Here is a 25,196-nt window from a genome sequence, read left to right as displayed (position 1 = left end):
CTTTAATTCGCCGGCGCCGTTGAACGCTCCCGAAACCCGGAGCGCCCATGATTGGGCCCGTCTGTTGGCAGTGAGGAAGGGGCAATGGGGCAGACACGTCCGTCCACAATGCTGTTAAGCCGTCCACGCTGGCGCCTGCCGGGCGCCAAGGGCCTTGTGCGCGACCTGATGGGGCTCAACCAGGGCCAGGTTGCCGTCCTTCTGGCGCTCTCAATCCTGCCGATTGCGCTGATGGCGGGCTTCGCTATCGACTTCCAGCTGCTGACCTCGCGCAAGGCCAAGGCGCAATACACCCTCGATTCCGCGGTCATCGCCGGGACTCGCGCCTATCGTGAAGGCGCCAGCAAGGAAGCCGTCGCCGGGATCGTGCAGCGATATTATATGTCAGCGCTCAGCTCCACGGAGGGCGGACTCAACTGCGAGCTGCCTGTCGTGACGATCGACGAAATCGACGTCGAGGCCTCCACCAAATGCTCCATGGCGACGACCCTGTCTGCTGTCGGCGGGATCGACGAGATGAGCTTCGGCATCTCGACGGCGACGACGTATGGCGTTGGCAAGGTCGATGTCGCTTTTGTCTTCGACGTCTCCGGGTCCATGGATGGCTCGCGCATCCACGACCTGAAGATCGCCGCGCATGACGCAGTCAACACGCTTATCCCGGAAAACCCGCCACCCGGCCAGGAAGACGATATCCGTCTGTCCATGGTGGCCTATAACGGCTCCTTCAATGCCGGCAGCTATTTCCAGGCCGTGACAGGCGAAACGCCAGACATGACCGACACCTATTGGGACAACTACCGGGACGAATACAGAACACGGGATTATTATTCGACCTGTGTCTACGAACGTACCGGCAGCGAGGAGTATACCGATACCGCGCCCGGGCCTGGCAACTATATGGAGCCGATCAGCTATAACCGGTATTATGACTATTATAATCGTTATCGCTGCAGCGACGCCGCCCCGCTCACCCTGACCAGCAACGAGCAACCCCTGCACGATTATATCGATGCCCTGGAGGCAGGCGGGAACACGGCAGGCCATCTCGGCGTGGCCTGGGGCTGGTATACGATCTCGCCGAACTGGGCCGGAATCTGGCCGTCAGACTCGACACCACACCCCTATGACGAGCCCGACACTGCCAAGGCGATCATCCTGATGACCGACGGGGCCTTCAACACCAAGGGCGAGGGGTGGGGCAGTGACAGTTCCAGCAACCAGGCCGAAGCCCTCTGCGACAATATCAAGGAGGAAGATGTCATTATCTACTCCGTCGCCTTCCAGGCGCCCTATGCGGGTGAACAGGTCCTGAAATACTGCGCCAGCGGCGACGAGAACTTCTTCCGCCCGCAGGATGGCGAGGAGCTGACAGACGCCTATCGTGCCATCGCCGCCTCGATTTCCGATCTCAGGATCACACACTGACCCCCTTTCAAGGCGGCAGGCGAGCCTCTATATAGACAGTGTTCCTTCGGGAACTATGGCGATAAACGCACGTGTAATAAGCGGTTCGGACCCGGGTGCGATACCCGGCGGCTCCACCAATCATTCCCCGGTCATTGGGCGGACGGTATGGGGCCGAAACAGGATCGACGGACGTGTAAAGACGATGCTTTCGCCCGGCCGAGCTCCGTTAGAAGCTCATTTCAACATAGTTGCCAATGACAACTTTGCTGAAGGTGAACTGATGGCCGCGTAAGCGGTCGGTAGGTTTACCGTCCTAACTCCTGGGGCTTCAGTTCCTCAGGCGGGGCCCGGAGGCGCCTGGCAACAGAAGCCTCCACCTTATCTTTCCTCATACCCTGTATAAAGCCCGCAGCTCTTGTGCCTGGCCGGAACGCAAACCGCCGCATGGGCGTTCTCACAGGCAAAGTCTGGAGATCATCATGTCATCATTCACGCTGTACGCTATCGGTTTCGTCATCCTCATCGGCGGCCTCGTCTGGGGCGCACTGACGCTCGGTGTCCCGGGCCAATGGGTTGCGATCGGCGCGGTCGTGCTGACCGGAATCGGCATCATTACCGGCGTTACCTCGACCCGGCGCAAGGACGAAACCGAAGCCTCGGAACACCCCTGAGGCCGTCTGGCACGCACCATGCTGTAGCAGGGCCTACAGATCGCATGGCCGTAAATTTGTATGGCGGTGCGGTATAAACGTCAGCGAGCGAACGTGTTAAAATCCCTTCGCTTTCTGAATGAAGCGAGTTGAACCCTGCGACTGGCGCTTTAGAAAGGTGGCCGGGAAATGGATGGGCCGGATGACTGACTATATTGGTTATGAAGCACTAACACAGGCAGCCATGCGAGGCGTGGTGCGCGAAGCCCTGCGGGAAACCGCCCGCCAGGAAACGGCGCCGGGCGAGCACCACTTCTACATTACGTTCCGGACGCGCGCGCCCGGCGTTAAGATGGCCGAGCACCTTGTCGAACGCTTTCCAGACGAGATGACCATCGTCATCCAGCATCAGTTCTGGGACCTCGAAGTCTTCGACGGCCATTTCGAAGTGATTCTCAAATTCAACGGCGTGCCGCAGCACCTCTCGATCCCGTTCGCGGCAATGACGCGCTTCGTCGATCCGTCGGTGAATTTCGGCCTTTCCTTCGAGCGCCCGGAAAAAGCGGCCGGCCAGGACATTGTCGGCCCGACCGGCGCGACCGCACCCGCGACGGACCCACAGCCTGAAGAACAGAAGCGCGCTTCCGGCGACGATACGCCCGGCACGGTCGTGAATATCGACGCCTTCCGCCGGAAATAGCCTTGGCGGATTCCAGCGAAGACAAGCCACGCCTGAGCGATGCCGACATGCTGGCGCGCTTCCGCAACTCGAAGAAGCGCCCTGCCTGCTCCGACACGCTCGGCATGCAGCTCGCCGAGGTCCATCAGGACGAGCAACGCATCGTCGTGGATTTCACCGCCGATGAGAGCTTTGCCAACCCGACAGGCGCCATACAGGGCGGGTTTATCGCCGCCATGCTGGATGAAGCCATCTCGACCAACATCATCATCGCCTCCAATGTGACGATGACGGCCCCGACGCTCGAGATGAAGGTCTCCTACCTCGCCCCGCTCTTCGTGGGTCCGGCCAAGGTGGAAGCGAAAATTCTGAAATTCGGCAAGACGGTGTGCTTCTCCGAAGCCCGCTGCCTCGCCCCCGACGGCAAGGTGGTCGCCACGGCCACGGCGACCGCCGCCCCGAAACCGTTCAAGCGGTTCTGAACCGTCAGCCTGACCCGGTTTAACCGCGATCAAAAGCTCTGCAATTATTTAACTTGAATAATCCCCGATTGCGGGCATCTAGCGTAATTGCGCGACGCCAGCGCGGGCAAAACCCTGATTCGTCTTCCGGGCGGCGACCCGGATTGTTCAGGAGCCCTTCCGGCCATGATGCTGGTGCCCTGCTACCTCGCCGCCTCGGATATTGAGGGTCTTGGCGTTTTTTCCCGTGAACCTGTCAGACGCGGCCAGCTGATCTGGCGCTTCGATCCCCGCATCGACCGGATGGTCTCGCTCGACAGCTTCTCCGATGCCGACGAGCGGCTCTCGGACTTTCTGAAGCGCTACACCTACATTCCGCCCTATGACCGAAGCGTATGCATTCTGGACGGCGATGAAGGCCGCTACATGAACCATAGCGAAACCCCGAATACGGACTTCTCCTCGATCGATGCGGGTTATGCGCTGAGAGACATCCCGGCGGGCGAGGAGCTGACCTGCGACTATCGCGAGTTCGACACCACGGCCCACATCATGATGGCTTCGATCAGCCCGCTCGGGCGCCAGCTGGTGAGCGACGCCATCACGCCGGTGCACACCAATGGCGCCGCCGGCAAGGGCCGTATCCCGCCTCATCTGTCCTGACGGGGCCTAGAAGCCTGTGACGGCGATGACGTAGAGCTCGATCAGGATCCCGATCAGGCTGACCGCCCAGATCAGGGTGCGCAGCACCGGTATCCCGATAAGGTAGACCGGGGCATAGGCCAGACGTGCCCAGAAATAGAGCGCCCCGCCCATCGTTGTCAGGCTGGAATTCAGGTCCGATACCTCGATCATCAGGATCGAGAAGCCGAACAGGAGAAGGCCCTCGATATGGTTGTTCAGCGCGCGTTTGGCCCGCCCGCTGAACGCATCTTCCCTGGCCGGCACATCGCGGGCGCTGAAACCCCATTTCAGACCGTTGACGAGAATGGTGCTGGACGCCTGAACGGCGATCAGCACCAGCAGGATCACGACGGACCCGAAAAGATAGAGAAGTTCCTGAGACATCATGGCAATAGCCCTCCCGTGCTATGGGCAGGAAAATACTCTCCTTCGGGGAAGCTTGCCAGCAGGTTCAGAAAATCCGTTAAAATTCAATCCATGGCTTCGACGCGCATATAAATGCCCTCGCGCTCGCCCACCCGACGCTCGACCAGAAGCCGGGCGACCTGGTGGTCATCCACGAAGACATTGCCGACCACACTGTCGAGCAGGGCCTTGGCGAGATTGTCGAGATCCATCCAGGGCGGATCGCCGGTATATTCCATCACGATATGGACGGCATAATCGCCATGGCCGGGGCGCAGGCGTGTGAAATCCTTGCGGAAGAACTCTCTCAGAAGCGGCTTGTAATACTTCGCCTGCGTCGTCAGCCCGAAGCAGCGCACTTCCAGCGCGCCATCATCGGTAATCCGCGCGCGAACCTTGCCGTTCTTCGTCCAGCCATCCACGCTAATCGGCCACCCAGCCGGCAAGTTCGCGTTTCACCACCGTCTCGATGACGTCGACCGCACGTTCGCTGTCATTGAGACACGGCACGACGGAATAATGCGTGCCACCGGCCTCGGTGAACTGTTCGCGGCCCAGGATGGCGAGCTCCTCCAGCGTCTCGAGACAGTCGGAGATGAAGGCCGGGGAGACGACGGCCAGCTTCTTCACGCCTTCGCCCGGCAGCGCCTCCAGCGTCTTGTCGGTATAGGGCTGCAGCCATTCCTGCGGGCCAAACCGGCTCTGGAAAGTGGTCATCGCGTAACCGTCCGACCAGCCGAGTTTTTCCGCGACCAGCCGCGTCGTCTTCTGGCAGTGGCAGTGATACGGGTCGCCCTTGTCGAAATAGGCTTTCGGAATGCCATGATAGCTCATCAGCACTCTGTCGGGCGTAAAATCGAGACCGGCCAGGTGCTCGCTGATGGAGGCTGCCAGCGCCTCGACATAGGCCGGTTTATCGAAAAAAGGCGGGGTGGTGCGCACTGCCGGCTGCCAGCGGAGTTTCGAGAGCGCGGCAAAAGCGCGGTCATGCACGCTGGCTGTCGTCGTGGCCGAATATTGCGGATAGAGCGCGACAATCGCGATGCGGTCGCAACCCTCATCCTTCAGCCGCTCGATCTTCGAGGCGATGGAGGGGTTGCCATATGTCATGGCGAAATCGACCAGGAGCTCATCGCTGCCGATGCGTGCGGCGAGTTTTTCCGCCTGGCGCCTGGTGTAGACAAGAAGCGGAGAGCCCTCTTCCATCCAGACCTTCTTGTAGGCCGCCCCCGACTTGGAGGGTCGGAAGGTCAGGATCGGGCCCTGCAGGATCGGCTGCCAGAGGAGCGGGTTCAGCTCGATTACCCGCCGGTCGGACAGGAATTCGGAGAGATAGCGCCGCATCGACCAGTAATCGGTGCCGTCCGGGGTGCCGAGATTGACGAGCAGGACGCCCACCTTTCCGCGCGCCACGGCCGGATGGCCCGCCGGGGCATGCTGTGGCACGTCTGCCTGTCCTGTCTTCAATGGTTCGGCCATTCCAGCGCCTTCGTATCTGATCATCCGCGCCTATACATAGACCTGTCGGCGCAGAGGCAAGGCCGACGTGCTGCCGCAGCTTGCCTTTCCCCTCGTCTTGTTGCGAAAAGGAGAGGAATGCAAATTCGGGGGTCGTATATGAAGGCACGTAACGGGGCGATCCTGGCCCTGGGAATGCTGTCCATGCTTGTCGCTTGCAATAGCGAGGACTCCGATCCGATCCGCTTTGAATACGCCGGCTCCGACCTGGAGACCTGCGCGGAGACCGATATCGGCTTTCATCCCGATGCCGCCGACCTGACCGACGCGGCCAGGAGCATTCTCTTCGAGACGGTGGAGAAGCTAAACACGCTCTGCGAAGGCGCGGAGGTGGACATCACCGCCTATTCCGCCGTGCCGGGCGACCAGATCGCCTATATGCGCACCGCCACCATTCAGGACGCCATCACGACCGAGTACGGCCTGTCGGCAGACCGCTTTTCCATGGACGTTTCCGCCCCGCCGTCCGACGAGATGACCGGGCGCGCCAGGATCGCACTCATGGTCGAGCCCAGCGACGAAAGCGAATAATCGTCTACACGCCTGCGACATGCGCGGTCTGGCGCATTTGCGCGCGCTGGCCTGCATGCTAAAGCGCGCGGGACACTCAGGATTTGCCGAACACGAAGGAGCCACCCGATGGGCATTTTTGGCGACAAGGAGCCGAAGCCGCGCACTGAAACCGATACGATGGGCGAGATCGAAGTCGCCGGTGAAAAGTATTGGGGTGCGCAGGCGCAACGCAGTCTCGGCAACTTCAAGATCGGCTGGGAAAAGCAGCCCGCACCGATCGTGCGTGCCCTCGGCATCGTCAAGAAGGCCGCCGCCCAGACGAATATGGAACTGGGCAAGCTGGACGAGAAACTCGGCAATGCCATCATCCAGGCTGCCGACGAGGTGATTACCGGCAAGCTGGATGAGCATTTCCCGCTTGTGGTCTGGCAGACCGGCTCGGGCACGCAGTCCAACATGAACGCCAACGAAGTGATCGCGAACCGCGCCATCGAACTGCTCGGCGGCGAAATGGGCACGAAGACCCCGGTTCACCCGAACGACCACTGCAATATGAGCCAAAGCTCAAACGACACCTTCCCGACCGCGATGCACATCGCCTGCGCGGAAGAGGTCACCGACCGGCTCGTCCCGGCGCTGAAGAAGCTGCAGGAAGCCCTCCACGCCAAGGCGGAAAGCTGGGCTGACATCATCAAGATCGGGCGCACCCACACCCAGGACGCCACGCCCGTCACGCTCGGCCAGGAATTCTCCGGCTATGCCCAGCAGCTCGCCAACGGCATCGAGCGCATCGAGATGACGCTGCCCAAGCTGATGGAGCTTGCCCAGGGCGGCACCGCCGTCGGCACGGGCCTCGCCTCCCCGGCCGGCTTCGACGAAATGGTCGCCAAGAAGATTGCCGACATAACCGGCCTCGACTTCAAGACGGCGCCAAACAAATTCGAGGCGCTGGCCGCCCACGACGCAATGGTCATGACACATGGCGCGATCAACACCGTCGCCATGGCCTGCTTCAAGATCGCCAACGATATCCGCTTCCTCGGCTCCGGTCCGCGGTCGGGCCTTGGCGAGTTGGCCCTGCCGGAGAATGAGCCGGGCAGCTCCATCATGCCGGGCAAGGTCAACCCGACCCAGTGCGAAGCCCTGACCCAGGTCTGCGCACACATTCACGGCAACAATGCCGCTATCGGTTTCGCCGGCAGCCAGGGTCATTTCGAGCTGAATGTCTACAACCCGATGATGGCCTACAACTTCCTGCAGTCGACGCGCCTTCTGGCCGACGCCGCCGTCAGCTTCACCGACAATTGCGTCGTCGGCATCGAGCCGCGCCTCGAGAACATCGAGCGCGGCCTGAAGAACTCACTGATGCTGGTCACGCCGCTGAAGGAAAAGTACGGCTACGACCGCGCGGCCAAGATCGCCAAGACAGCCCATCAGAACGGCACCACGCTGCGCGAGGAAGCCGTGAAGGACGGCATCCCGGCCGAGGATTTCGACGCCATCGTACGCCCGGAGAAAATGATCTCGCCGGGCTGATGGCGGCCTAGCCGGCGGAAAGCTTCGCAGCGAGCGCGTCCTGGTCGGAGATGAACAGGACGTGCTTGCCGCGATTGGACTCGCGAATGAAGTCGGCCATTGGCTTGCTGGATGCAGCCAGCGCCTCGATGTCGCCGAGGATGGCGACCCTGACGTGATAGTTCATGAATTTCTGGAGGAAGAGACCGAACTGGCGCGTCCGCAGGTCCACCATCTCAGGGTGCAGCCGCTCCACCGGAATAGCGATCCAGTCTGCTCCAGTTGCGTACATGTCGCCCATCAGCGTCATGGCGTCGGCCTCCTGTTTGAGGGCCGGGCCATCCTGATCCGCAAATGCGACAGGGATGCCTGAGAGCAACTCCGTTTTCATACCGGATTTATCCGGCGTGGTCTCCCAGACGTCAATCTGGCCGGCTAGCGCCCGTCACACATATTTCTTCACTCTTCATGTTGCGCCGCACCATGAAGGCCGTCATAGGGGCTTGCGAAGACTAACAGCCAACAAGACTGAGCCTTTCCCGTGACAAGCAAATCCACCTTCTCAGCTTTCGCTGACCGCCTTGGCGCGCAAAATTTTTCGCAATCCAACCTCGCCAAGTTCACGCCAAGCCGGATCAAGACCGAGCTTCTGGCGGGGCTGACCGTTGCGCTCGCGCTTGTCCCGGAAGCTGTTGCCTTCGCTTTTGTGGCCGGTGTTCATCCGCTGGTCGGGCTCTACGCCGCCTTCATTGTCGGCCTGATCACCGCAGCCTTTGGCGGGCGGCCGGGCATGATCTCGGGCGCGACGGGCGCCTTGGCGGTGGTCATGGTGGCGCTGGTGGCCCAGCACGGCGTGGAATACCTGTTCGCAACCGTCGTTCTCATGGGCATCCTGCAGCTTGGCGCGGGGGTCTTCCGCTTGGGCAAGTTCATCCGGCTGGTACCCCACCCGGTCATGCTCGGCTTCGTCAACGGGCTCGCCATCGTCATCTTTCTCGCCCAGTTGACCCAGTTCCAGGTGCCCGGCACGGCCGAAGCCTCCGGCCATGGTATGGCGGGCGGTGAATGGATGAGTGGCCTGCCGCTTTACATGATGCTCGGCCTCGTCGCGCTGACCATGGCGATCATCTGGGCGATGCCGAAACTCACCCGGGCCGTCCCGGCCCCGCTCGCAGGCATCGCCATCGTTGCCATCATCGTGATCACGCTCGGCCTCGACGTGCCGCGCGTCGGCGATCTCGCCTCGATCGAAGGCGGCCTGCCTAGCTTCCATGTGCCGATGGTGCCGCTCAATATCGAGACGCTGGAAATCATCTTCCCCTATGCCCTGATCCTTGCGGCCATCGGCCTGATCGAGAGTCTGCTGACACTGAACCTGGTCGGCGAAATGACGAACAGGCGCGGCGGCGCGAGCCAGGAATGCATCGCCCAAGGCGCGGCGAATGTCGTCACCGGCTTCTTCGGCGGCATGGGCGGCTGCGCCATGATTGGCCAGTCCATGATCAATGTGAAATCGGGAGGGCGCACGCGGCTCTCGGGCCTGTCGGCCGCCCTCTTCCTGCTCGCCTTCATCCTGATCGGCTCCAGCCTGATCGAGCAGATCCCGCTCGCCGCCCTGGTCGGTGTCATGTTCATGGTGGTGATCGGCACCTTTGCCTGGAACAGCCTGCGCATCATGACGCGTATTCCGCTCACCGATGCGCTCGTCATCGTGCTCGTGACCGGTGTCACCGTTGCCTATGATCTCGCGACGGCGGTTGTCGTCGGCGTGATCGTCTCGGCGCTCGCCTATGCCTGGAACAATGCCAAGCGTATCCGCATCATCGAGCGCGACTCGGTGCGCACACCGGGCGCGCATGTCTATGAGATCGAGGGCCCGCTCTTCTTCGGCTCGACGGATGGGTTCGCAGAACTCTTCCACCCGGAAACCGATCCTGACATCGTCATTGTCGACTTCATGCGCTCACGCGTGGTCGATCAGTCGGCCCTGCAGGCCATCGAGGATCTCGCGGCCAAGTACGAGGCCCTTGGCAAGACGCTCAGGCTGCGCCACCTCTCGCGTGACTGCCACAAGCTGCTGAACCGGGCCGGCCAGCTGATGGTCGATTCCGACGATGATCCAGACTACGCGCTCGCGGTGGATTATTCGGTGCGCACGGGTGTGTTCGGCGCCGGCCACTAAGTGGTCTCCCGCAGGTGACGCAAAGCCCGCCTTTGCCTAGGCTGACGGTCAGAAACGCCACTGATTCGAAAGGCCAGCTCCATGTCCAACGCGCCCATCGGCTCGAAGTCCAATCCGTCCGAATTCGACGTCATTTCCAAGCTGGGTGACGACGAACCCTATTTCGTCATCCGGGCGCATGACCCGCTCTCCTCGGCTCTGGTCGAGCTGCATGCCTATATCGGTGCCGGCCAGTCGGGGGCGGCTCACAACAAGCTCGCCGAGATCATGGCGCTGACATCTGCGCGGGCCCCGCGGCCAGCCTCCAGCCCGAAATACCGCGAAACCTTCGCGATCTCGCTCGCCATGGAACAATGGCGCGCAAATCATCAGGAGTAAGGGCGCTCCGCCATGGCCGAGCCCATCAATCTGAACAAGGCCCGCAAGGCGAAAGCGCGGGCCGACAAGGCGCAACAAGCGTCTGAGAACCGGGCGAAATTCGGCCGTACGAAGGCACAGAAACAGGCTGAGGCGACCGAACAGGAAAAGCTCAGAAAGGCGATTGAGGCGAAAAAACGGGAACGGTGATCCGTTGTCCTGCGTTCATGTCGGCATGGGAATTGCCCGGAAGGGCTACCCCGCAAGAGCTAGGAAGGATGCTGCCATGACCAAGATCGCCCACAAGGTCTCGATCATTACCGCCTGTTTTCTCGTTGCCGTCGCGGCTGGTTATGCGATGCATGGCATGGCTTGGGCCTGGTAGCCCCTAGCTTCCGACACCATCGCTTTCCGGGCTTGTCCTGATGTCCGGAAACTGCTCCCAGCCGGCCTCTTCACCCGTGAGCCGGTTAAGCAATTGAAGCCCCGATCGATAGGATGACATACGCGCCAGCGCCTTGCGGAAGGCTTTGTCCGGCTGGCCCGCCCCACTGATGGCCGAGGACTGTTCGGCCGCCTCGGCATAAAGCGTGTGAGCGCCGAGATAGTCCCCTGCGGACTCGTAACAGGCCCCGAGATTATGCGTCACCGCCGGGGCATCCGGATAGGCCACGCGCAAATCCCGCCACACCATACAGGACGCATTCGGCGTATCGCGCCCGGCTTTCACTGCCTGCTCAAAGCGCGGATCCGCGCGCACGACCGGGTCGATGGCTTCGTCGATGAACTCAGCCTTCAGCGTTGTGTTTCGCGGCGCGATATCGACGCGGACCTGGTGGAGGGTGTCGGCCAGCGCATCGATCACCATGTCCTGGGGCGGTTGCACACCGCCGAACAGGCCGTAGCTGTAATGGCCGTCATGGCGTCGCCCGCGACGCCCGTGCCAGTAGGTTTCGTCGCAGCTTTCATGCGAGGAATGACCGTAATAGGTCGCCCGGAAGAGGATCTCGCCGGTGCCATACTCAACCAGCCTCGGCGATACGGCGACCTCGACCTCCTCACGCAGGCAGATTTCCTCGACGTCCTCGCGATGCTCGCAATCGAAGATGCCATCCCATTCAACACATTTCTTGACCGTCTGGGTGTACTCCTCAGCCTCATACTCGGTGATGTCGATCACGCCTTCATAAATGCCTGCGCGTTGCCCTTCGGGGACTGTGCCGTCGCTATAACGGGCAATCCGGAACCAGGGCTCACCGTCGAACGTGGCATTGGCCAGCATGGCCTCGAAGCGGCCTTCATACCAGTTGCCCGCGGGGCCGTCGAAGCGGCCGACATCCACGCTTCGCGTTTCCACAGCGGCGGTATTCGGGGGCACAAGGCGCGCAGCATAGTCGATCCCCGGTGTCGAACAGGCCGCTACGACGCAAAGCGCGGCCATTGCGATTATTGATCTCATTACGTCCCTCCCATGCGAGGCGGCATTCGTGACAGGAAGTTTAGGAACGCTCAAGTGAATGCGTACTGAACGCATCGTGAAGGGAAAAATCATTGATCCGGGCGGACGGCTGCGCCAGATACTTGCCTGGTGAAGTATTCTGAGGATTGGGAGAGGTCAGATGTCATCCGTTGCCCCGCTTTTCGAACCCTTCCGGCTGAAAGGCCTGGATCTGCCGAACCGCATCGTCATGGCGCCCATGACGCGCGGCTTCAGCCCCAATGGCGTGCCGACCGACAAGGTGCGCGATTATTATGCCCGCCGGGCAGGCGCCGATGTCGGCCTCATCCTGTCGGAAGGCACGCTGATCCGGCGCAAGGGCGCGGCCGACAATCCCAACTTCCCCCTCTTCCACACCGAACCGGCGCTGGAAGGCTGGAAGAATGTGATTGATGCAGTCCACGCCGAAGGCGGCAAGATGGGGCCGCAGATCTGGCATCAGGGCATGGTCCGCAAGGCCGGCACCGGCCATTATCCGGACGCACCGACCGACAGCCCTTCCGGCACGACCCACAAGGGCAAGCAGATTTTCGAAGCGCCGAGCGAGGAAGAGGTTGCCGACATGGTTGCCGCCTATGCCGACGCGGCCGCCAGCGCGAAGGATCTTGGCTTCGACACCGTCGAAATCCATGGCGCGCATGGCTATCTCATCGACCAGTTCTTCTGGGACGTCATGAACAAGCGCGAGGACAAGTATGGCGGCGGCCTGGTCGAGCGGGCGAAATTCGCCGGAGAGATCATTTCCGAAGTGAAGAAAGCCGTCGGCCCGGACATTCCCGTGATCCTGCGCTTCTCGCAATGGAAGCAGCAGGACTACGCTGTAAAGCTCGCCCAGACGCCGCAGGAGCTGGAAGCCTTCCTGAAAGTCTTCGTGGATGCTGGCGTCGACATACTGCACGCCAGCCAGCGCCGCTTCTGGGAGCCGGAGTTTCCGGAGGTCGACGGCGAGAAGGGCCTCAATGCTGCCGGCTGGACGAAGAAGCTGACCGGCCTGCCAACCATCACCGTTGGCTCTGTCGGCCTGTCAGGCGAATTTATCGGCGGCATGCGCGGCGAAGACTCCAAGACGCGCCCACTGACCGATGTCATCGAGCGCCTGGACAAGGGTGAGTTCGATCTCGTCGCGGTCGGCCGTGCCCTCCTGCAGGACCCGTTCTGGGCCCAGAAGATCAAGGAAGGCCGGACCGACGAGCTTACAGGCTATGACGCCAAATCCATGGCGACGCTGTACTAGCTAAGGCCGGACAAAGCGGCGTGTTCAGGCTTTCCGCCTTAGACCACAGGGCCGCGGCTGTTCACCCAGAAGGCGTGGATGACGGCCGGAAGCCAGAGCACGAAGCACAGGACGATATTGATCACCAGCTGCAGTCCAATGCCGGCGCGGAGAGCCACCGCGACCGGCGGCAGGAATATGCAGAGAAGAATTGTGAGAAGGGACATATTATCTTTCCTTTGGATACCAGACAGAACGCGCCTTCGCCCGGCCCCGTTCCGGTGCGGCATGCGTTTTGAGGGACGCCTGAAGCCCCAGCGACCGGCTTTCGCATAAAGATTCCGCGTGACTGCCGCGGCGGAACGGCGCTCATCCTCCTCGATAAAACATCAGGGAGGTGCGCTATGTCATATGAGCAGATCAAGGTTGAAAACCGGGGTCCCGTTTGCCTCATCACGCTGAACCGGCCCGAGGCGCTGAACGCCTGGACACCGCAGATGAGCCGGGAGCTCGGCGAGGCGATCACGGCCGCAAATGAAGATGAGGATATTGGCGCCATCGTCATGACCGGTGAAGGCCGCGGCTTCTGCGCGGGGGCCGACATGAAGGCCTATTTCCAGTCGAACATCGAGGAGTCAGAGACGAAGGCGCACCAGCGCGACGGCGGCATCGACTGGATCAGCCTGATCCGTGCATCAAAGCCCTGCATCGCTGCGGTAAACGGTCCGGCTTTCGGGATCGGCGTGACCCAGATCCTGCCCTTCGACATGATTGTCGCCTCAAGGGATTCGAAGTTCGGCCTTGTCTTCGTGAAGGTCGGCATCGTGCCGGAACTGGCAAGCTCGCATTATCTCATGCAGCGCGTCGGCTGGGGCAAGGCGCACGAGCTGATGCTGACGGCGAAACCCGTCTCCGGCGAGGAAGCCGTCGCGATCCGCCTGGCCGACCGCCTCGCCGAGCCGGACAGTCTTCTCGACGACGCCATCGCGCTCGCCGGCGAGATCGCGGAAAACCCCTCCCCCATGCTGCGCATGACGAAGGAATTGCTGAGCGCCAATGCCTGCGAGACCGATACCCGGCTCATGCAGGCGCGTGAGCATGAGAAGCTGGAGACCTGCTACAGCCTGCCGGAACACACCGAGGCGGTGTCGGCCTTCCTCGAAAAACGCAAGCCGGACTTCAAGGCCGCGCGAAAAAAGGCGACAGTCTAGGCTTCACGCCCGCTCATAAGCGGCCTTCATCCAGGCCTTCACTTCGTCATCGACCTCACCGGCGGCCTGCAGCTTGATCTTGTGGGTGCACATCCCGCCCGGCTTCTCCTCGATCAGGCGCAACGTACCGGTCTCGCCCTTGAGATTGAGGCCGAGATCGAGCCGGCTTTTGGTCGCCGCAGTCACGACGGCGAAATTCTTCGAGCGGCGGAAGGCGACGGATGTCTTCCTGGGCGCGATATCGACATCTTGCCCCAAGCTTTTCGCATAGGCTTCAAGCGCCTCGTAAATGGGCTTGAGCCCCTCCTTGCCAGCATATTGAGCCGCCAGCAGGTCATCCTCATCGGCCTCGAACCGGCCCTTGGCCGCCTGGCAGACCAGATTGGCATGGCCGTGGCCGAGGCCTTCGGCTTTCAGCATGTTCAGCTGTTCGCCATGCTTTTCGAGACCGCTGTCCTGAACGCGCTTCACCCAGTGCTCAAGCGGCCTGCCGGTCTTCGCTTCCAGCCCCGCCTTCATGCTTTCCAGCATCTCTGCCTGCGATTTGGCCATCTGTGCGCTCCTCCCACGTCAAGAGAAGAGCTTCCGCTTTTGCCCACGCAGGGGCAAGCGTTTTCGGATCAGGGCAGCCTGGGCGCGTACTTGCCTGTCATGACGTCGGTGCGGAACTGCGTGCACTCCGCGCCGGACGGGCTTTTGCCAAGATAGCCGGCCGCCTGCTTTTCGGTGTCCGCCATCATCGACTCGAACTGTGCCTGGCGCTGCAGGGCGTTCATGGCGAGCTGGCCCGTCATCCCCTGGACCATGATGGCCGCCGGGTCGGTCGGCAAATCCTTTTCGAACGCCGACATGTTATGCTCCGGCGGCTCGCTTGCCGCGAGCTGGCGCAATTGTTTGACCTTGCCGGCATGCTTGTTCTGATAGCTGATATGGGCCTTCATGTAGTGCTCGGACAGCCCGCCGCGCGCGCAATAGCGCAGTGTGGTCAGCGTCATCGCATAGCGCTTCAGTTCGGCATGGGCGGAATAGGCTGGCTTGGCCTTCTTTTTTGCCGCGCGGACCGGGGCGGCGGCCGGAGGCGTTGCAGCCGGTTCCGCCGCGGCGGTCTTCACCGGCGAGGGCTTTCCCGACGGCATCGCCGCAAAGGCGAGCCCGGCGGCAATCCCGATCACCGGCAAGGCACCAACGGCCATCCAGAATGTGGTCGAGCTGCCCTGCTTTTTGGTTTTCGCCACAAGCGCGTCGCGGTCAAAGTCCGTCATGCTTCCGGTCCCGGTATTACTCTCCGGCCGGTGAGTAGCAGAATATCCCTGCCGCTGGCTTAATCGGAAGGCGAAGATTTACCGCTTGCCGCTTCGGCACGGGCCAGCAGCGCGCCACAGGGCGCGTCCTCGGCCATGCCGGGCTCGATGAAGGGCAAGGCGGCCAGCCCCCCGCTCAGCGAGCCGAGAATGCTGGCAATCCCGATCTGGGCGACCGTCTTCGCGCTGAAAGGCATCAGCTCCGGATGGCGCAGCGTACCGCCAATGCCGACATCGCCGATAAGCGAGCCGAGCGAGGCATCTTTCGCATCCGAGCGGATCGAGAGCTTCATGCGCTCGGTGCCGAGGTCGATATCGCCATGGACGAGCACGATGCTGTCATCGGTATCGATCACGGCCGGGTCGAACGTCGCGACTCCCGACTCCATATTTGCCACCGCGACGGCGCAACGGGTCTCGGCATAGGTGCGGTCATCGGCCTCTTCGCCCAGCACGGTCAGCGCCTCGCCAATGTCGAGGGCGGCGCCTTCGACCGCGAGCGCCAGCACATCGGCATCGGTGGACCAGATGGACAGCGTCCCGTCCAGCGTGTCCGCCGCCGCCCGGAAACCGTCGCCGGTCGCGGTGACATTGAATCGGCCCTTGGCCGTGCCGCGCAGATAGGGGGCAAGCGCCAGATTGGCGAATGCCACATCGTTCAGGTCGCCCTCGGCCGTCGTCACTGCCGGCGAGCGCGTCCCGTCAATCGTCGCATAGGCATCGAGCGAGCCCTGATCGAAGCTGAGCTGCAGCAGCGGCGCGCGCACCACCCGGCCGTCGATCTCGAAATCGAGCTCCAGACCGGTCAGGTCGAATACGGAATCCGTGACCGTTGCGGCCCGGTATTTGACCGAGCCGTCAATCGCGTCGAGACGGGTAAAATCGATGACCACATTCGGGATCAGCCGGTCGCTTTCATCATAGGCCTGGCGCGCGCGTTTCTGCGTGGCGCTGACAGTCTCGCCCTCGCCGGTGCCGATCGGAATGCCGAAGACGATGCCGAGGTCGTCGGCGTCCAGTGTTTCCGAAACCAGGTCGGCGTCCACCACAGGGGTTCCTTCCCCGAAGGTCACGATCAGCGGACCGGCAATATCGCTATCGCCCACCCGCGTCTCACGGCGGACGTCGAACCGCCAGAGCGCGTCTTCGATATCGACGCCCATCACCACGTCGTAAGGCGGAGTGTCGGGGGCGGCGAGACCGGCAAGCGCGGCGAGGTCTGCGAAATTGTCGCCGGTCACGCGCAAATCGCCCTTGATGGCGGACAGGCTGTTGGAGGCATGGCCCTCAAAATCGAGCGTTGAGTCCGCCCCGGTGGCGCTGATGCCGAGAGCGCCGGAGCGCAGGGAGCCACGGGCCTGCTCGATCATGACCCGGTCCTGACCATCGGGCCGGGTCAGGCGCAGCGCGATATTCGAAAGCGCCACTTCGTCCACAATGGCGCGGTAATCGCTGAGCTCGGTTTCATCGTCCTCATCTCCGCCTTCGCGCCCGTCGAAGCGGATATAGCCATCCGCCCCTTCCAGCCGCGACACCCAGCTGACGAGCGGGAGAAAGCCGAACGGATTGAAGCGGGCCTCAACGCTCTCAGCCTCCAGACGGTCCGGCAGGATGACATCGTCAGCCACAGCCGTCGTCAGCGCGGGAAACTTCAGATGCGCGCGAGCCACGCTGGAGCCTTCCGGGCCCCATGTGCCAAGCGCCCAGTTGGCGAAGGGCGTGCCGAAGCGCGGCTGCGTCAGCGCCAGCAGGAACAGGACGAGAGCGAGCAAAAGCCCGGTCAGGACCATCAGCGTAATCTGTACTGTCTTTTCCGTTCTGGCGCGCATGAGAAGGAAACGCGCCGTGCGCCAAGGGGTTCTATTAACGGTTGGTGAGCGCAGTCAGCCCCTGCCAATGCAGGCGATCCCTGCTATATGTTCGCCATGAGTTCCAACCCGAATCGCCAACGCTCCATCTCCGAAATGGCCGCCGCGCGCGCGCCGATCCCGGAGACGAATGCCGACTATCTCGAAGGCCTCAACCCCGAACAGCGCGAAGCCGTCGAGACGACCGATGGCCCGCTGCTCGTTCTGGCCGGCGCCGGCACCGGCAAGACGCGCGTCCTGACGACCCGGCTTGCCCATATCATCGCGTCCAAGCTGGCCTGGCCGTCGCAGACGCTGACGGTGACCTTCACCAACAAGGCCGCGCGCGAAATGCGCGAGCGGGCGATGAGCCTCATCGGAGAGGCTGGCGAGGGCCTGCGCTGGCTCGGCACCTTCCACTCGATCAGCGCGCAGATCCTGCGTCGCCATGCCGAACTGGCGGGCCTGAAATCCACCTTCACCATCCTCGACAGCGACGATGCCATCCGGCTCTGCAAGCAGGTGATCGAGTCCGAGAATATCGATACCAAGCGCTGGACACCGCGCCACCTCGCCAGCCTCATCGATGGCTGGAAGAACCGCGCGCTGACGCCCGGCAAGGTGCCGCAGGAAGAGGCCTGGAACTTCGCCGACGGCAAGGCGATCAAGCTCTACGAGATCTACCAGTCCCGCCTGAAAGTGCTGAACGCCTGCGACTTCGGCGATCTGCTCATTCACAACATCACCATCTTCCAGGAAAACCCGGACCTGCTGGCCGACTACCACGCCAAATTCAAATACATCCTCGTCGACGAGTATCAGGACACGAACGTCGCCCAGTACCTCTGGCTGCGCCTGCTCGCACGCGGGACCGGCAATATCTGCTGTGTCGGCGATGACGACCAGTCGATCTATGGCTGGCGCGGCGCGGAGGTCGACAACATCCTGCGCTTCGAAAAGGACTTTCCGGGCGCCAAGGTGATCCGGCTGGAGCGCAATTACCGCTCCACCACGCATATCCTCGGCGCGGCCTCTTCGGTCATCGCACAGAACAAGGGCCGGCTCGGCAAGACGCTCTATGTCGGCGAGGAAACCACCGCCGATCCCGATGCGGGCCGGGTGAAGGTGCGCGGCCTGTGGGATGGCGAGGCCGAAGCGCGTCTCATCTGCGACGATATTGAGAGCTGGGTGAACAAGGGCGGCAGCTATGAGGATTGTGCCATCCTCGTGCGCGCCTCCTGGCAGATGCGGCTGTTCGAGGAACGCCTCATCATGCTGGGCATCCCCTACCGCGTGATCGGCGGCCCGCGCTTCTTCGAGCGCGCCGAGATCCGCGATGCGCTCGCCTATCTCCGCCTCATCCGCTCGCCCGACGACGATCTCGCTTTCGAGCGCGTGGTGAACCAGCCCAAGCGCGGAGTGGGCGCGACGACGGTGCAGAAACTGCAGATGTTCGCGCGCCAGGATGGCCGCTCGCTCTTCACGCTGACCCCAATGGTGCTACAGACCGACGAGGTAAAAGGCCCGGCCAAGCGCGGCCTGACGACCTTCATCGACCAGATCAATATGTGGCGCGACCGGCTCAATAACGGCATGCCGCACCATGAGCTGGCGCAGGTCGTCCTCGACGAGTCCGGCTATACTGACATGCTGCAGAAGGACCGCTCCCCGCAGAGCCAGACGCGGCTCGACAACCTGAAGGAATTCATCCAGGCGCTGAGCCAGTTCGATACGCTGGCAGCCTTCCTCGAACATGTCGAGCTGGTGATGGATCTTGGCGGGGAAAGCTCCGGCAATGAGGTGCAGATCCTCACCCTCCACGCGGCCAAGGGGCTGGAATGGCCGATGGTCTTCCTGCCGGGCTGGGAGGAAGAGGTGTTCCCGTCGCGGCGCTCGCTCGACGAGAGCGGCATGAAGGGCCTCGAGGAAGAGCGCCGCCTCGCCTATGTCGGGATTACCCGCGCGCGGCGGAACTGCTCGATCTCGTTCGTGGCCAATCGCATGATTTTCGGGCGCTGGCAGTCGGTGCTGCCGTCCCGCTTCGTCGACGAGCTGCCGCATGACCATGTCGAGGCCGTAAGCGAGACCGGTTATTCCACCATGCCGGGCGCGCAGGACGGCTTCCAGGGCACCATCGAGGACCTCGGCGAGCGCTCCTCCTACAACTCGCCCGGCTGGCGGCGGCTGAAGGAAAACGCCAGGTCCGCCGGCAAGTCAGGCCCGGTCATCGAAGGCAAGGCCGACCTCATCGCCAAGAGCTCCGGCGCGTCGGGCTTCAGGATCGGCCAGCGCGTGCACCATGAGAAATTCGGTTATGGCCAGGTGCTCGCCGCCGACGGGACCAAGCTGCAGGTCAATTTCGAGAAGGCGGGGCTGAAGAAGGTCATCTCGACCTTTGTGACGGGGGTTTGATTGGCAAACGTCTCTCGAGAAGTCGACGAAGCTAGAGCTGAGCTAGACGTTCAGCTTCGACTTTTACGTAAGTCTTGCCATGAATTTGACTCGGGAGACAGCGACGAAACCAGAAATATCTCAAGGGCGCTAAGAGTTATTTGTGCTGACGACAACGGACACAATAACCCATGTTTGCTCAGTCTCGCCCAGAGGGACAATGTCGATTTCATAGACACTAGCTTCCAATATAATCCCTACAATATTGCACCTGAATTTGGTTTGATCGTAGCGGTACTAGGCCCGCAAACAGCTGGACCCAAGGCTTTCTTGGATACGTACGAGCAGGCTCGGAATGTATCATTTTCAAACTGGTTAAACGCCACCATTATAGACGACAAAGAGGGCACAACATTTAGTCGCTTACGTCTATTAAAAGCGATGGCGAACATGGGAGGAGGGACCCACTTCCCGCGAGATTTGCGTCCCTTCTTCACCCGTTTGAGGGAGTATAAATTCACTGCACAAATGACCTTCACGGACAAAGAAATTCCGCTGTTGGGAGCGGCGGATCAATCCATGAGGCAAATTGCCCACGAAGTTTTGAAATCTCTCGACCCTAGCTATCAGCGCTCCATATGGGTAGAAAGCGGAGCGATGATGGCCGGCAAAACTCAGACCATATTATTGCCAGGTCGCAAGATGATCATGTCGATGATTACAAGAACCATCAAGAATGGTGTGACAATTCAAGGGGCACCATCTGCAATTCGCGGTATCGCTCCGCCGACCGTCAAGCTTCCTTACGAAGACACAGCACGAAATGCGGCTTGCCCATGTGGAAGCGGCATTAAATTCAAAAAGTGCTGCGAAACAGCAAGGGAGTTCGATGCAGATTTCATGGCCGAGTTCAGGCGCAGTCGTGGATTATCCGCCAAAGACTGACAATTGTCCGTCGAGACTTCTTAAAAGCGATCAATCTACGAAATAGAACGACGCCCCCTGCCCCGCTATGCCCAAGCGACACCGCAAAGCACCACCAGCGTCGCGGACATCACACCCGCCAGCACCGCATTCCCGGCCCAGCCGGCGAGATCGTAAACGGCTGTGACAGCCGCTCGAGTGGCAGGCTATCCCTCACCCCGCCACTTCAAACTGATCCTGGTGCCGGGTCACGACTTCCACGATGACCACCGCCACCGCATGGCCGGAAAGCCCCACCGTCCACCAGATGGTCGGCAGGATCATGGCATAGTGGTCTCCGCCCACACCGATGCTGATGGCGGCGAAGATGATCATGCCCATGACGTAGCTTGCGAGGTGGATCCAGAACGCCACGCGCATGCCGGAGCGGATCCTGGCGTTCTGCAGCGCGACAAGGCGTACGGCCTCCGCCTGCTGGTCGACGGACAAGGCCACGACATCGACATTGAACGCGGCGGCCAGCGCCTTCAGCGACTCCTGCGAGGCCGGCTCTCCATTCTCGATCCGTTGAACCGTGCGCAGTCCGATCCCTGCAAGGTCGGCCAGATGTTCCTGCGACCAGCGCCGTTCCTCGCGCCAGCGTTTGATCTTGGGGGCATCCGGTTTGAAGGACATTTTTCTCTCCTGGGTTCGCTTCATTAACAGAAGCGATCAGGAAACGGAAAAAACGTTTCTGCGCCACGCCAGCGGGCCGTCAGCAAGCCGTCACGGCCCCGCCACAGCGGGGATATGCCGGCTACTCGGTCGCCCTGCCCCGCCATGCCCAGGCGACACCGCAAAGCACCACCAGCGTCGCGGACATCACGCCCGCCAGCACCGCATTCCCGGCCCAGCCGGCGAGATCGTAAACGGCTGTGCCGGCCGATGAGCTTATCCCGCCGCCGATGAACATCATCACGATATAGACCGTCATCAGCCGCGTGCGGATCTCGGGTGCGAGGCTGAGGAAGGTCATGCGGTTGGTGATGTCGACGGCCGGGCCGACCAGAGTCATCAGCATCACCGGCACGATCAGCAGCCACACACTATGGCCCATCGGCCAGAGCAGCAGCACGCCGATGAGGTTCACCGAGGCGAAGATCATGCGGGACTTGTAGGGCCCGATATTGTCGGCCAGCCGCCCAAGCCATGGCGTCGTGAACAGGTTCAGGATGGAGAAGGCGGCGAGATAGCCGACCACGTCGACGCCATACCCCATGTCCGGCAGATGCAGGCCGAGCCCCATCCAGACCGAGAGAAACACCCCGAAACCGAGCCCCTGGATCGTGCCCGAGAGCAGGATTTCCGGATAGCGCTTCACTAGCCCGGCCATCGACAGGAGCAGGCTGAAATAGCCCTGCTTGGGCTGGGTGTCGTGGCCAGCCTCGCGTTCATCCATCAGGAAGGGCAAGAGGATCGAGACGACCAGCATGAAGCTCGCCGCAATGTAATAGACCGTGCGCCAGCCGAAGAGCTCGGCCACAATGCCGGCGCCCGCGCGCGCCACCAGGATGCCACCAATGATGCCCGTCGTCAGCATCGCCGTCACCGCGCCGAGGCGGGCCGGGTCGATACGCTTGGAAGCATAGGTGGGCAGCAGGTAAGGCGCGATGGTGAAGAAGCCGAGCACGGTGGAGGCCAGCGTGAACAGGCGGAAGTCCTGTGCGAAAGCCATGCCCGTGATGGACAGGAACTGCCCGGTCACGGTGACCGTCACCAGCTTGCGATTGGAGATGCGGTCGCCGAGCGGCAGGATCAGGAAGACACCCAGCGCCAGCGCGATCTGGTTGGCGCCGGGCACGATGCCGATCAGGCCATGACCGACATCGAAGCTGCGTGCCACTTCGGAGATGATCGGGTGGATGTAATAGGCGTTCGCCGTCACCACCGAACAGGCAAGCGTCAGCAGCAAGACCTCTGTGGAGGACAGCCTGCGCTCGCTCTTGGTCGGTTCAGGGGCAGATTCGCTCATCCCGGCCAGTGATAGTGAAGCCAGCCTGCGAGACAAGCTGTGCCGATGCGGCAGGCCGTCAGGCCGCGGCCGGTACCAGTCCGCCGGACTCGATTACCGTGAAGACCGTTTCCTGCGCATCGCCACGGATCGCCTCATTGAGACGCTTGAGTGCGGTTTCGGTGTCGAAGCGGAAGTGGATAACATCGCCATCCGTTCCGGTGCTATTCGCCCCGATCGTTGTCATCAGCGCCCGGCCCTTGCGGTTCTCCCAGAGAACCTCAGCAGTCATGGACGCAATGCCCTTGCCCCGAGATTCCGCAGCCAGAAGCGCGACGAGCAGACGGGCGACACCCTTGTGCTGCCAGGCATCGACCAAGCCAATAGCGAAGTCGGCCACCGGCTCATCCGCCGTGCCGCGCATGGCATGCGTGGCCCCGATCACGGGCCGCTCGGGTTTGGACTCATCGATCGCCACCCATGCAAGATGGCAAGCCCCATCGACATCGGCGAGCCGATGGATCACAGGCGCCGGCACAGGCTGCACACCGGAGAAGAAGCGCATATAACGCGACCGGTTGGAGAAGCTGCCAATCGCTTCGGCCAGCGCCGCCTCGTCGCGCAACTCTAGCGGGCGCAACAGGACCGGCGTTCCGTCGGATGTCTTGATGTGAAGCTGATGAGTCATGATGCAGCCTCCAGTTTTATGCTGCACCTGCGAAATGGGCCCACTGCCCCGCCATTGCAAGGTGTAAGGGCAGCATAAGGCAGGACTCAGCCATGCAGGAATGCATATTACGCTGCAGCGCAGCATACGCTCGCATGAAGCGCGTGCCTCTGCTAGGAACAGCGGATGGCTGATGAGCATACTTTTGACGGCGACGCCCCGATGCGGCTCAATAAATGGATGGCGCAACTGGGGCTCTGCTCCCGGCGCGAAGCCGAAGGGCTGATCGCGAAGGGCGAGGTCAAGGTGAACGGTGAAACCGTGACCGAACCCGGTCACAAGATCTCACCCGGCGAAACCCTTGTCCTCGGACAGGCCGGCGCCAAGGCGCTGGATGACCAGCTCACCGCCGTCCTGCACAAGCCGGTCGGCTATGTCTCCGCCCAGCCCGAAGCCGGACAGACACCCGCCGCCCGGCTGGTGACGAAAGCGAACCTGGTCGGCAAGGCGCCGAAGCTGCCGGGCGGCAAGACGCTGCTCGCCCCGCTCGGGCGCCTCGACATGGATTCGCGCGGACTGCTGCTGCTCTCGGAAGACGGGGTGCTGGCCAAGGCGTTGATCGGGCCCTCTTCCGGGCTTGAGAAGGAATATCTCGTCACCGTGCAGGGACAGGTCACGCCGCAAGCGCTCTCACAGCTGCGCCACGGCCTGTCGCTCGACGGGCGGCGACTGAAGCCGGCCAAGGTCGAGACCATTGGCGCCGGGCGCCTGCGCTTCCGCCTGAAAGAGGGCCGCAACCGCCAGATCCGGCGGATGTGCGAACTGGTCGGCCTGTTGGTCATCGACCTTCATCGCGTCCGCATCGGCCCGCTGGAGCTGGGCAGCCTGCCGGAAGGCAAGTGGCGCGCCCTGACCAGTGAAGAGCGCGCCAGCCTGATCAGCGCGTCTTCTCCGTCTGCGAAGGCTTCCGCCGGCGGATCCGGGGCCAGATCAGCTTCAGCCAGATCCAGAGGAAAATCCCGATCAGGATCAGCCAGGGCAGGCCGACCGCGAAAGCCGTGATCACCGATGCGATGGCTGCCGACAGGTTGTAGAAGAAGTCGCCCAAAGCTTCGCCCAGCGGGTTGGACCGCGACCCCGAGAAAGGCGGCACCTTCGTCTCATAGGAGATATCGAGCGAGGACATGGAGACACGCAGGCGCAGCGCCTTGAGCTGTGCCTCGATCGACTCGATCTCGCCGGTCACCCGCGCCAGCTCGCGCTCGATGGAGAGGAGATCGCCCAGCGTGCCGTCGCGGCGCTCCAGCAGGCCCTCCAGGCGCGTGCGCAGCGTTCTCTGCGCGTCGAGCCGGCTGTCGGTGTCGATGATCTGCCGGGTCAGGTCTTCCGCACGGGTCGAGCGCGATGTGATCTCGCCGCCCGCTTCTTCGGTGGCTTCATCGATGGCGCCGAGAAAGGTCTCGATCCAGTCCGGCTTGGCTCGCAGCGAGAGGTTGCCGGACATATAGTCCTCATTGGCATTGTAGACGTTCGAGTTGATGACGATGCAGATGCTGGTGCCCGCCGACCGGCAGGCCTCGACATGCGCCTTCATCATGGCGTCCACCTCGCCTTTGGGCAGGCGCAGGCCCAGCGAGTGGCTATAGGCGATGTATTGCTCGGCGCCGGGCTCGGCATCCGGGCGATCAGGCGCTGGCGCGCTGTCATTATAGGCCTGGTCGGCGGCCATCTTGGAAACACCGCCATAGCTTTCCGCCACCTCCATCGGTGCGGGCGGCGG

At 62.1% G+C, this 25,196-nt stretch carries 27 protein-coding genes, 1 other RNA gene and 1 pseudogene; 16 read left to right on the top strand and 13 right to left on the bottom strand.

Annotated elements, in window-relative coordinates; genetic code table 11:
* Positions 1-84: 84 nt before the first annotated feature.
* From B8784_RS09495 to B8784_RS09470, 6 genes are all read left to right on the top strand, one after another.
* Positions 85-1,428 (top strand): pilus assembly protein, encoded by a 1,344-nt coding sequence (locus tag B8784_RS09495; RefSeq protein WP_084397711.1) that lies wholly within the window; start codon positions 85-87, stop codon positions 1,426-1,428.
* Between the two features lies 1 nt (position 1,429).
* Positions 1,430-1,788: a transfer-messenger RNA gene (ssrA, locus tag B8784_RS09490) on the top strand.
* 101 nt (positions 1,789-1,889) lie between these two features.
* Positions 1,890-2,081 carry a hypothetical protein gene (locus tag B8784_RS09485; protein ID WP_084397710.1) on the top strand — a complete coding sequence of 64 codons (192 nt, stop codon included), beginning with the start codon at positions 1,890-1,892 and terminating at the stop codon, positions 2,079-2,081.
* A 181-nt stretch (positions 2,082-2,262) separates the two neighbouring features.
* The gene (locus B8784_RS09480; RefSeq protein WP_084397758.1) at positions 2,263-2,760 is read left to right on the top strand and encodes an SspB family protein; all 498 of its coding nucleotides are present in this window, start codon (positions 2,263-2,265) and stop codon (positions 2,758-2,760) included.
* Positions 2,761-2,762: 2 nt separating this feature from the next.
* A complete protein-coding gene (locus B8784_RS09475; protein ID WP_084397709.1) occupies positions 2,763-3,221 on the top strand; it encodes a PaaI family thioesterase in 459 nt (152 codons plus the stop codon).
* Between the two features lie 165 nt (positions 3,222-3,386).
* The gene (locus B8784_RS09470) at positions 3,387-3,863 is read left to right on the top strand and encodes an SET domain-containing protein (protein ID WP_084397708.1); all 477 of its coding nucleotides are present in this window, start codon (positions 3,387-3,389) and stop codon (positions 3,861-3,863) included.
* 6 nt (positions 3,864-3,869) lie between these two features.
* Here B8784_RS09470 and B8784_RS09465 read toward each other — a convergent pair whose 3' ends face one another.
* The 3 genes from B8784_RS09465 to hemH form a co-directional block, all read right to left on the bottom strand.
* Positions 3,870-4,271: an MAPEG family protein gene (locus B8784_RS09465; RefSeq protein WP_084397707.1), complete on the bottom strand. Its 402-nt coding sequence runs from the start codon at positions 4,269-4,271 to the stop codon at positions 3,870-3,872.
* Between the two features lie 83 nt (positions 4,272-4,354).
* Positions 4,355-4,711, bottom strand: coding sequence for a RusA family crossover junction endodeoxyribonuclease (locus tag B8784_RS09460; RefSeq protein WP_084397706.1), 357 nt, complete (start codon positions 4,709-4,711; stop codon positions 4,355-4,357).
* Position 4,712: 1 nt separating this feature from the next.
* On the bottom strand, positions 4,713-5,768 hold the full coding sequence (gene hemH / locus B8784_RS09455) for a ferrochelatase (protein ID WP_084397705.1): 1,056 nt from the start codon (positions 5,766-5,768) through the stop codon (positions 4,713-4,715).
* Positions 5,769-5,906: 138 nt separating this feature from the next.
* Here hemH and B8784_RS09450 point away from each other — a divergent pair, with 138 nt between their 5' ends.
* Complete coding sequence (locus B8784_RS09450; protein ID WP_084397704.1) at positions 5,907-6,338, top strand: hypothetical protein; 432 nt, start codon at positions 5,907-5,909, stop codon at positions 6,336-6,338.
* A 108-nt stretch (positions 6,339-6,446) separates the two neighbouring features.
* A complete protein-coding gene (gene fumC, locus B8784_RS09445; RefSeq protein ID WP_084397703.1) occupies positions 6,447-7,856 on the top strand; it encodes a class II fumarate hydratase in 1,410 nt (469 codons plus the stop codon).
* 7 nt (positions 7,857-7,863) lie between these two features.
* On the opposite strand, the gene B8784_RS09440 is transcribed toward fumC, so the two are convergent.
* A complete protein-coding gene (locus B8784_RS09440; protein ID WP_084397702.1) occupies positions 7,864-8,226 on the bottom strand; it encodes a DUF4180 domain-containing protein in 363 nt (120 codons plus the stop codon).
* 150 nt (positions 8,227-8,376) lie between these two features.
* On the opposite strand from B8784_RS09440, the gene B8784_RS09435 reads away from it, so the two are divergent.
* The 3 genes from B8784_RS09435 to B8784_RS09425 all read left to right on the top strand — a co-directional run bounded on the left by B8784_RS09435 (position 8,377) and on the right by B8784_RS09425 (position 10,584).
* Complete coding sequence (locus tag B8784_RS09435; RefSeq protein WP_084397701.1) at positions 8,377-10,017, top strand: SulP family inorganic anion transporter; 1,641 nt, start codon at positions 8,377-8,379, stop codon at positions 10,015-10,017.
* An 81-nt stretch (positions 10,018-10,098) separates the two neighbouring features.
* Complete coding sequence (locus B8784_RS09430) at positions 10,099-10,395, top strand: aspartate decarboxylase (RefSeq protein ID WP_084397700.1); 297 nt, start codon at positions 10,099-10,101, stop codon at positions 10,393-10,395.
* Between the two features lie 12 nt (positions 10,396-10,407).
* Complete coding sequence (locus B8784_RS09425) at positions 10,408-10,584, top strand: DUF4169 family protein (RefSeq protein ID WP_084397699.1); 177 nt, start codon at positions 10,408-10,410, stop codon at positions 10,582-10,584.
* 178 nt (positions 10,585-10,762) lie between these two features.
* Here B8784_RS09425 and B8784_RS09420 read toward each other — a convergent pair whose 3' ends face one another.
* The gene (locus B8784_RS09420; protein ID WP_143435398.1) at positions 10,763-11,833 is read right to left on the bottom strand and encodes a hypothetical protein; all 1,071 of its coding nucleotides are present in this window, start codon (positions 11,831-11,833) and stop codon (positions 10,763-10,765) included.
* Between the two features lie 160 nt (positions 11,834-11,993).
* Between B8784_RS09420 and B8784_RS09415 the strand changes: the two genes are divergently transcribed.
* A complete protein-coding gene (locus B8784_RS09415; RefSeq protein WP_084397697.1) occupies positions 11,994-13,106 on the top strand; it encodes an NADH:flavin oxidoreductase in 1,113 nt (370 codons plus the stop codon).
* A gap of 38 nt (positions 13,107-13,144) precedes the next feature.
* On the opposite strand, the gene B8784_RS09410 is transcribed toward B8784_RS09415, so the two are convergent.
* Positions 13,145-13,312 carry a YqaE/Pmp3 family membrane protein gene (locus B8784_RS09410; protein ID WP_084397696.1) on the bottom strand — a complete coding sequence of 56 codons (168 nt, stop codon included), beginning with the start codon at positions 13,310-13,312 and terminating at the stop codon, positions 13,145-13,147.
* Between the two features lie 177 nt (positions 13,313-13,489).
* Between B8784_RS09410 and B8784_RS09405 the strand changes: the two genes are divergently transcribed.
* Complete coding sequence (locus tag B8784_RS09405; RefSeq protein WP_084397695.1) at positions 13,490-14,296, top strand: enoyl-CoA hydratase/isomerase family protein; 807 nt, start codon at positions 13,490-13,492, stop codon at positions 14,294-14,296.
* Between the two features lie 3 nt (positions 14,297-14,299).
* Here B8784_RS09405 and B8784_RS09400 read toward each other — a convergent pair whose 3' ends face one another.
* The 3 genes from B8784_RS09400 to B8784_RS09390 form a co-directional block, all read right to left on the bottom strand.
* Positions 14,300-14,848, bottom strand: coding sequence for a DUF5655 domain-containing protein (locus B8784_RS09400; protein WP_233356046.1), 549 nt, complete (start codon positions 14,846-14,848; stop codon positions 14,300-14,302).
* 68 nt (positions 14,849-14,916) lie between these two features.
* The gene (locus tag B8784_RS09395) at positions 14,917-15,558 is read right to left on the bottom strand and encodes a hypothetical protein (RefSeq protein WP_084397694.1); all 642 of its coding nucleotides are present in this window, start codon (positions 15,556-15,558) and stop codon (positions 14,917-14,919) included.
* A 59-nt stretch (positions 15,559-15,617) separates the two neighbouring features.
* Positions 15,618-17,426 carry an AsmA family protein gene (locus B8784_RS09390; protein WP_084397693.1) on the bottom strand — a complete coding sequence of 603 codons (1,809 nt, stop codon included), beginning with the start codon at positions 17,424-17,426 and terminating at the stop codon, positions 15,618-15,620.
* A gap of 87 nt (positions 17,427-17,513) precedes the next feature.
* On the opposite strand from B8784_RS09390, the gene B8784_RS09385 reads away from it, so the two are divergent.
* Together B8784_RS09385 and B8784_RS09380 are read left to right on the top strand one after the other, a co-directional pair.
* Positions 17,514-19,856: a UvrD-helicase domain-containing protein gene (locus B8784_RS09385; RefSeq protein WP_084397692.1), complete on the top strand. Its 2,343-nt coding sequence runs from the start codon at positions 17,514-17,516 to the stop codon at positions 19,854-19,856.
* A complete protein-coding gene (locus B8784_RS09380; RefSeq protein ID WP_143435397.1) occupies positions 19,857-20,780 on the top strand; it encodes an SEC-C domain-containing protein in 924 nt (307 codons plus the stop codon).
* 192 nt (positions 20,781-20,972) lie between these two features.
* On the opposite strand, the gene B8784_RS09375 is transcribed toward B8784_RS09380, so the two are convergent.
* The 3 genes from B8784_RS09375 to B8784_RS09365 form a co-directional block, all read right to left on the bottom strand.
* A complete protein-coding gene (locus B8784_RS09375; RefSeq protein WP_084397690.1) occupies positions 20,973-21,434 on the bottom strand; it encodes an XRE family transcriptional regulator in 462 nt (153 codons plus the stop codon).
* 121 nt (positions 21,435-21,555) lie between these two features.
* Positions 21,556-22,770, bottom strand: coding sequence for an MFS transporter (locus B8784_RS09370; RefSeq protein ID WP_084397689.1), 1,215 nt, complete (start codon positions 22,768-22,770; stop codon positions 21,556-21,558).
* Between the two features lie 58 nt (positions 22,771-22,828).
* Positions 22,829-23,437, bottom strand: coding sequence for a GNAT family N-acetyltransferase (locus tag B8784_RS09365; protein ID WP_084397688.1), 609 nt, complete (start codon positions 23,435-23,437; stop codon positions 22,829-22,831).
* A 165-nt stretch (positions 23,438-23,602) separates the two neighbouring features.
* Between B8784_RS09365 and B8784_RS09360 the strand changes: the two genes are divergently transcribed.
* Complete coding sequence (locus B8784_RS09360; RefSeq protein ID WP_084397687.1) at positions 23,603-24,478, top strand: pseudouridine synthase; 876 nt, start codon at positions 23,603-23,605, stop codon at positions 24,476-24,478.
* Here B8784_RS09360 and B8784_RS22185 read toward each other — a convergent pair.
* Positions 24,477-25,010: pseudogene (locus B8784_RS22185) on the bottom strand (DUF4349 domain-containing protein); the annotation flags it as partial. The gene B8784_RS09360 and the pseudogene B8784_RS22185 sit on opposite strands and share 2 nt — an antisense overlap.
* Positions 25,011-25,196: the final 186 nt, after the last annotated feature.

Origin of the sequence: Henriciella aquimarina, assembly GCF_002088975.1 — a bacterium.
GTDB classification, from domain to species: Bacteria; Pseudomonadota; Alphaproteobacteria; order Caulobacterales; family Hyphomonadaceae; genus Henriciella; species Henriciella aquimarina.
This window is presented reverse-complemented; position numbering and strand designations above follow the sequence as displayed.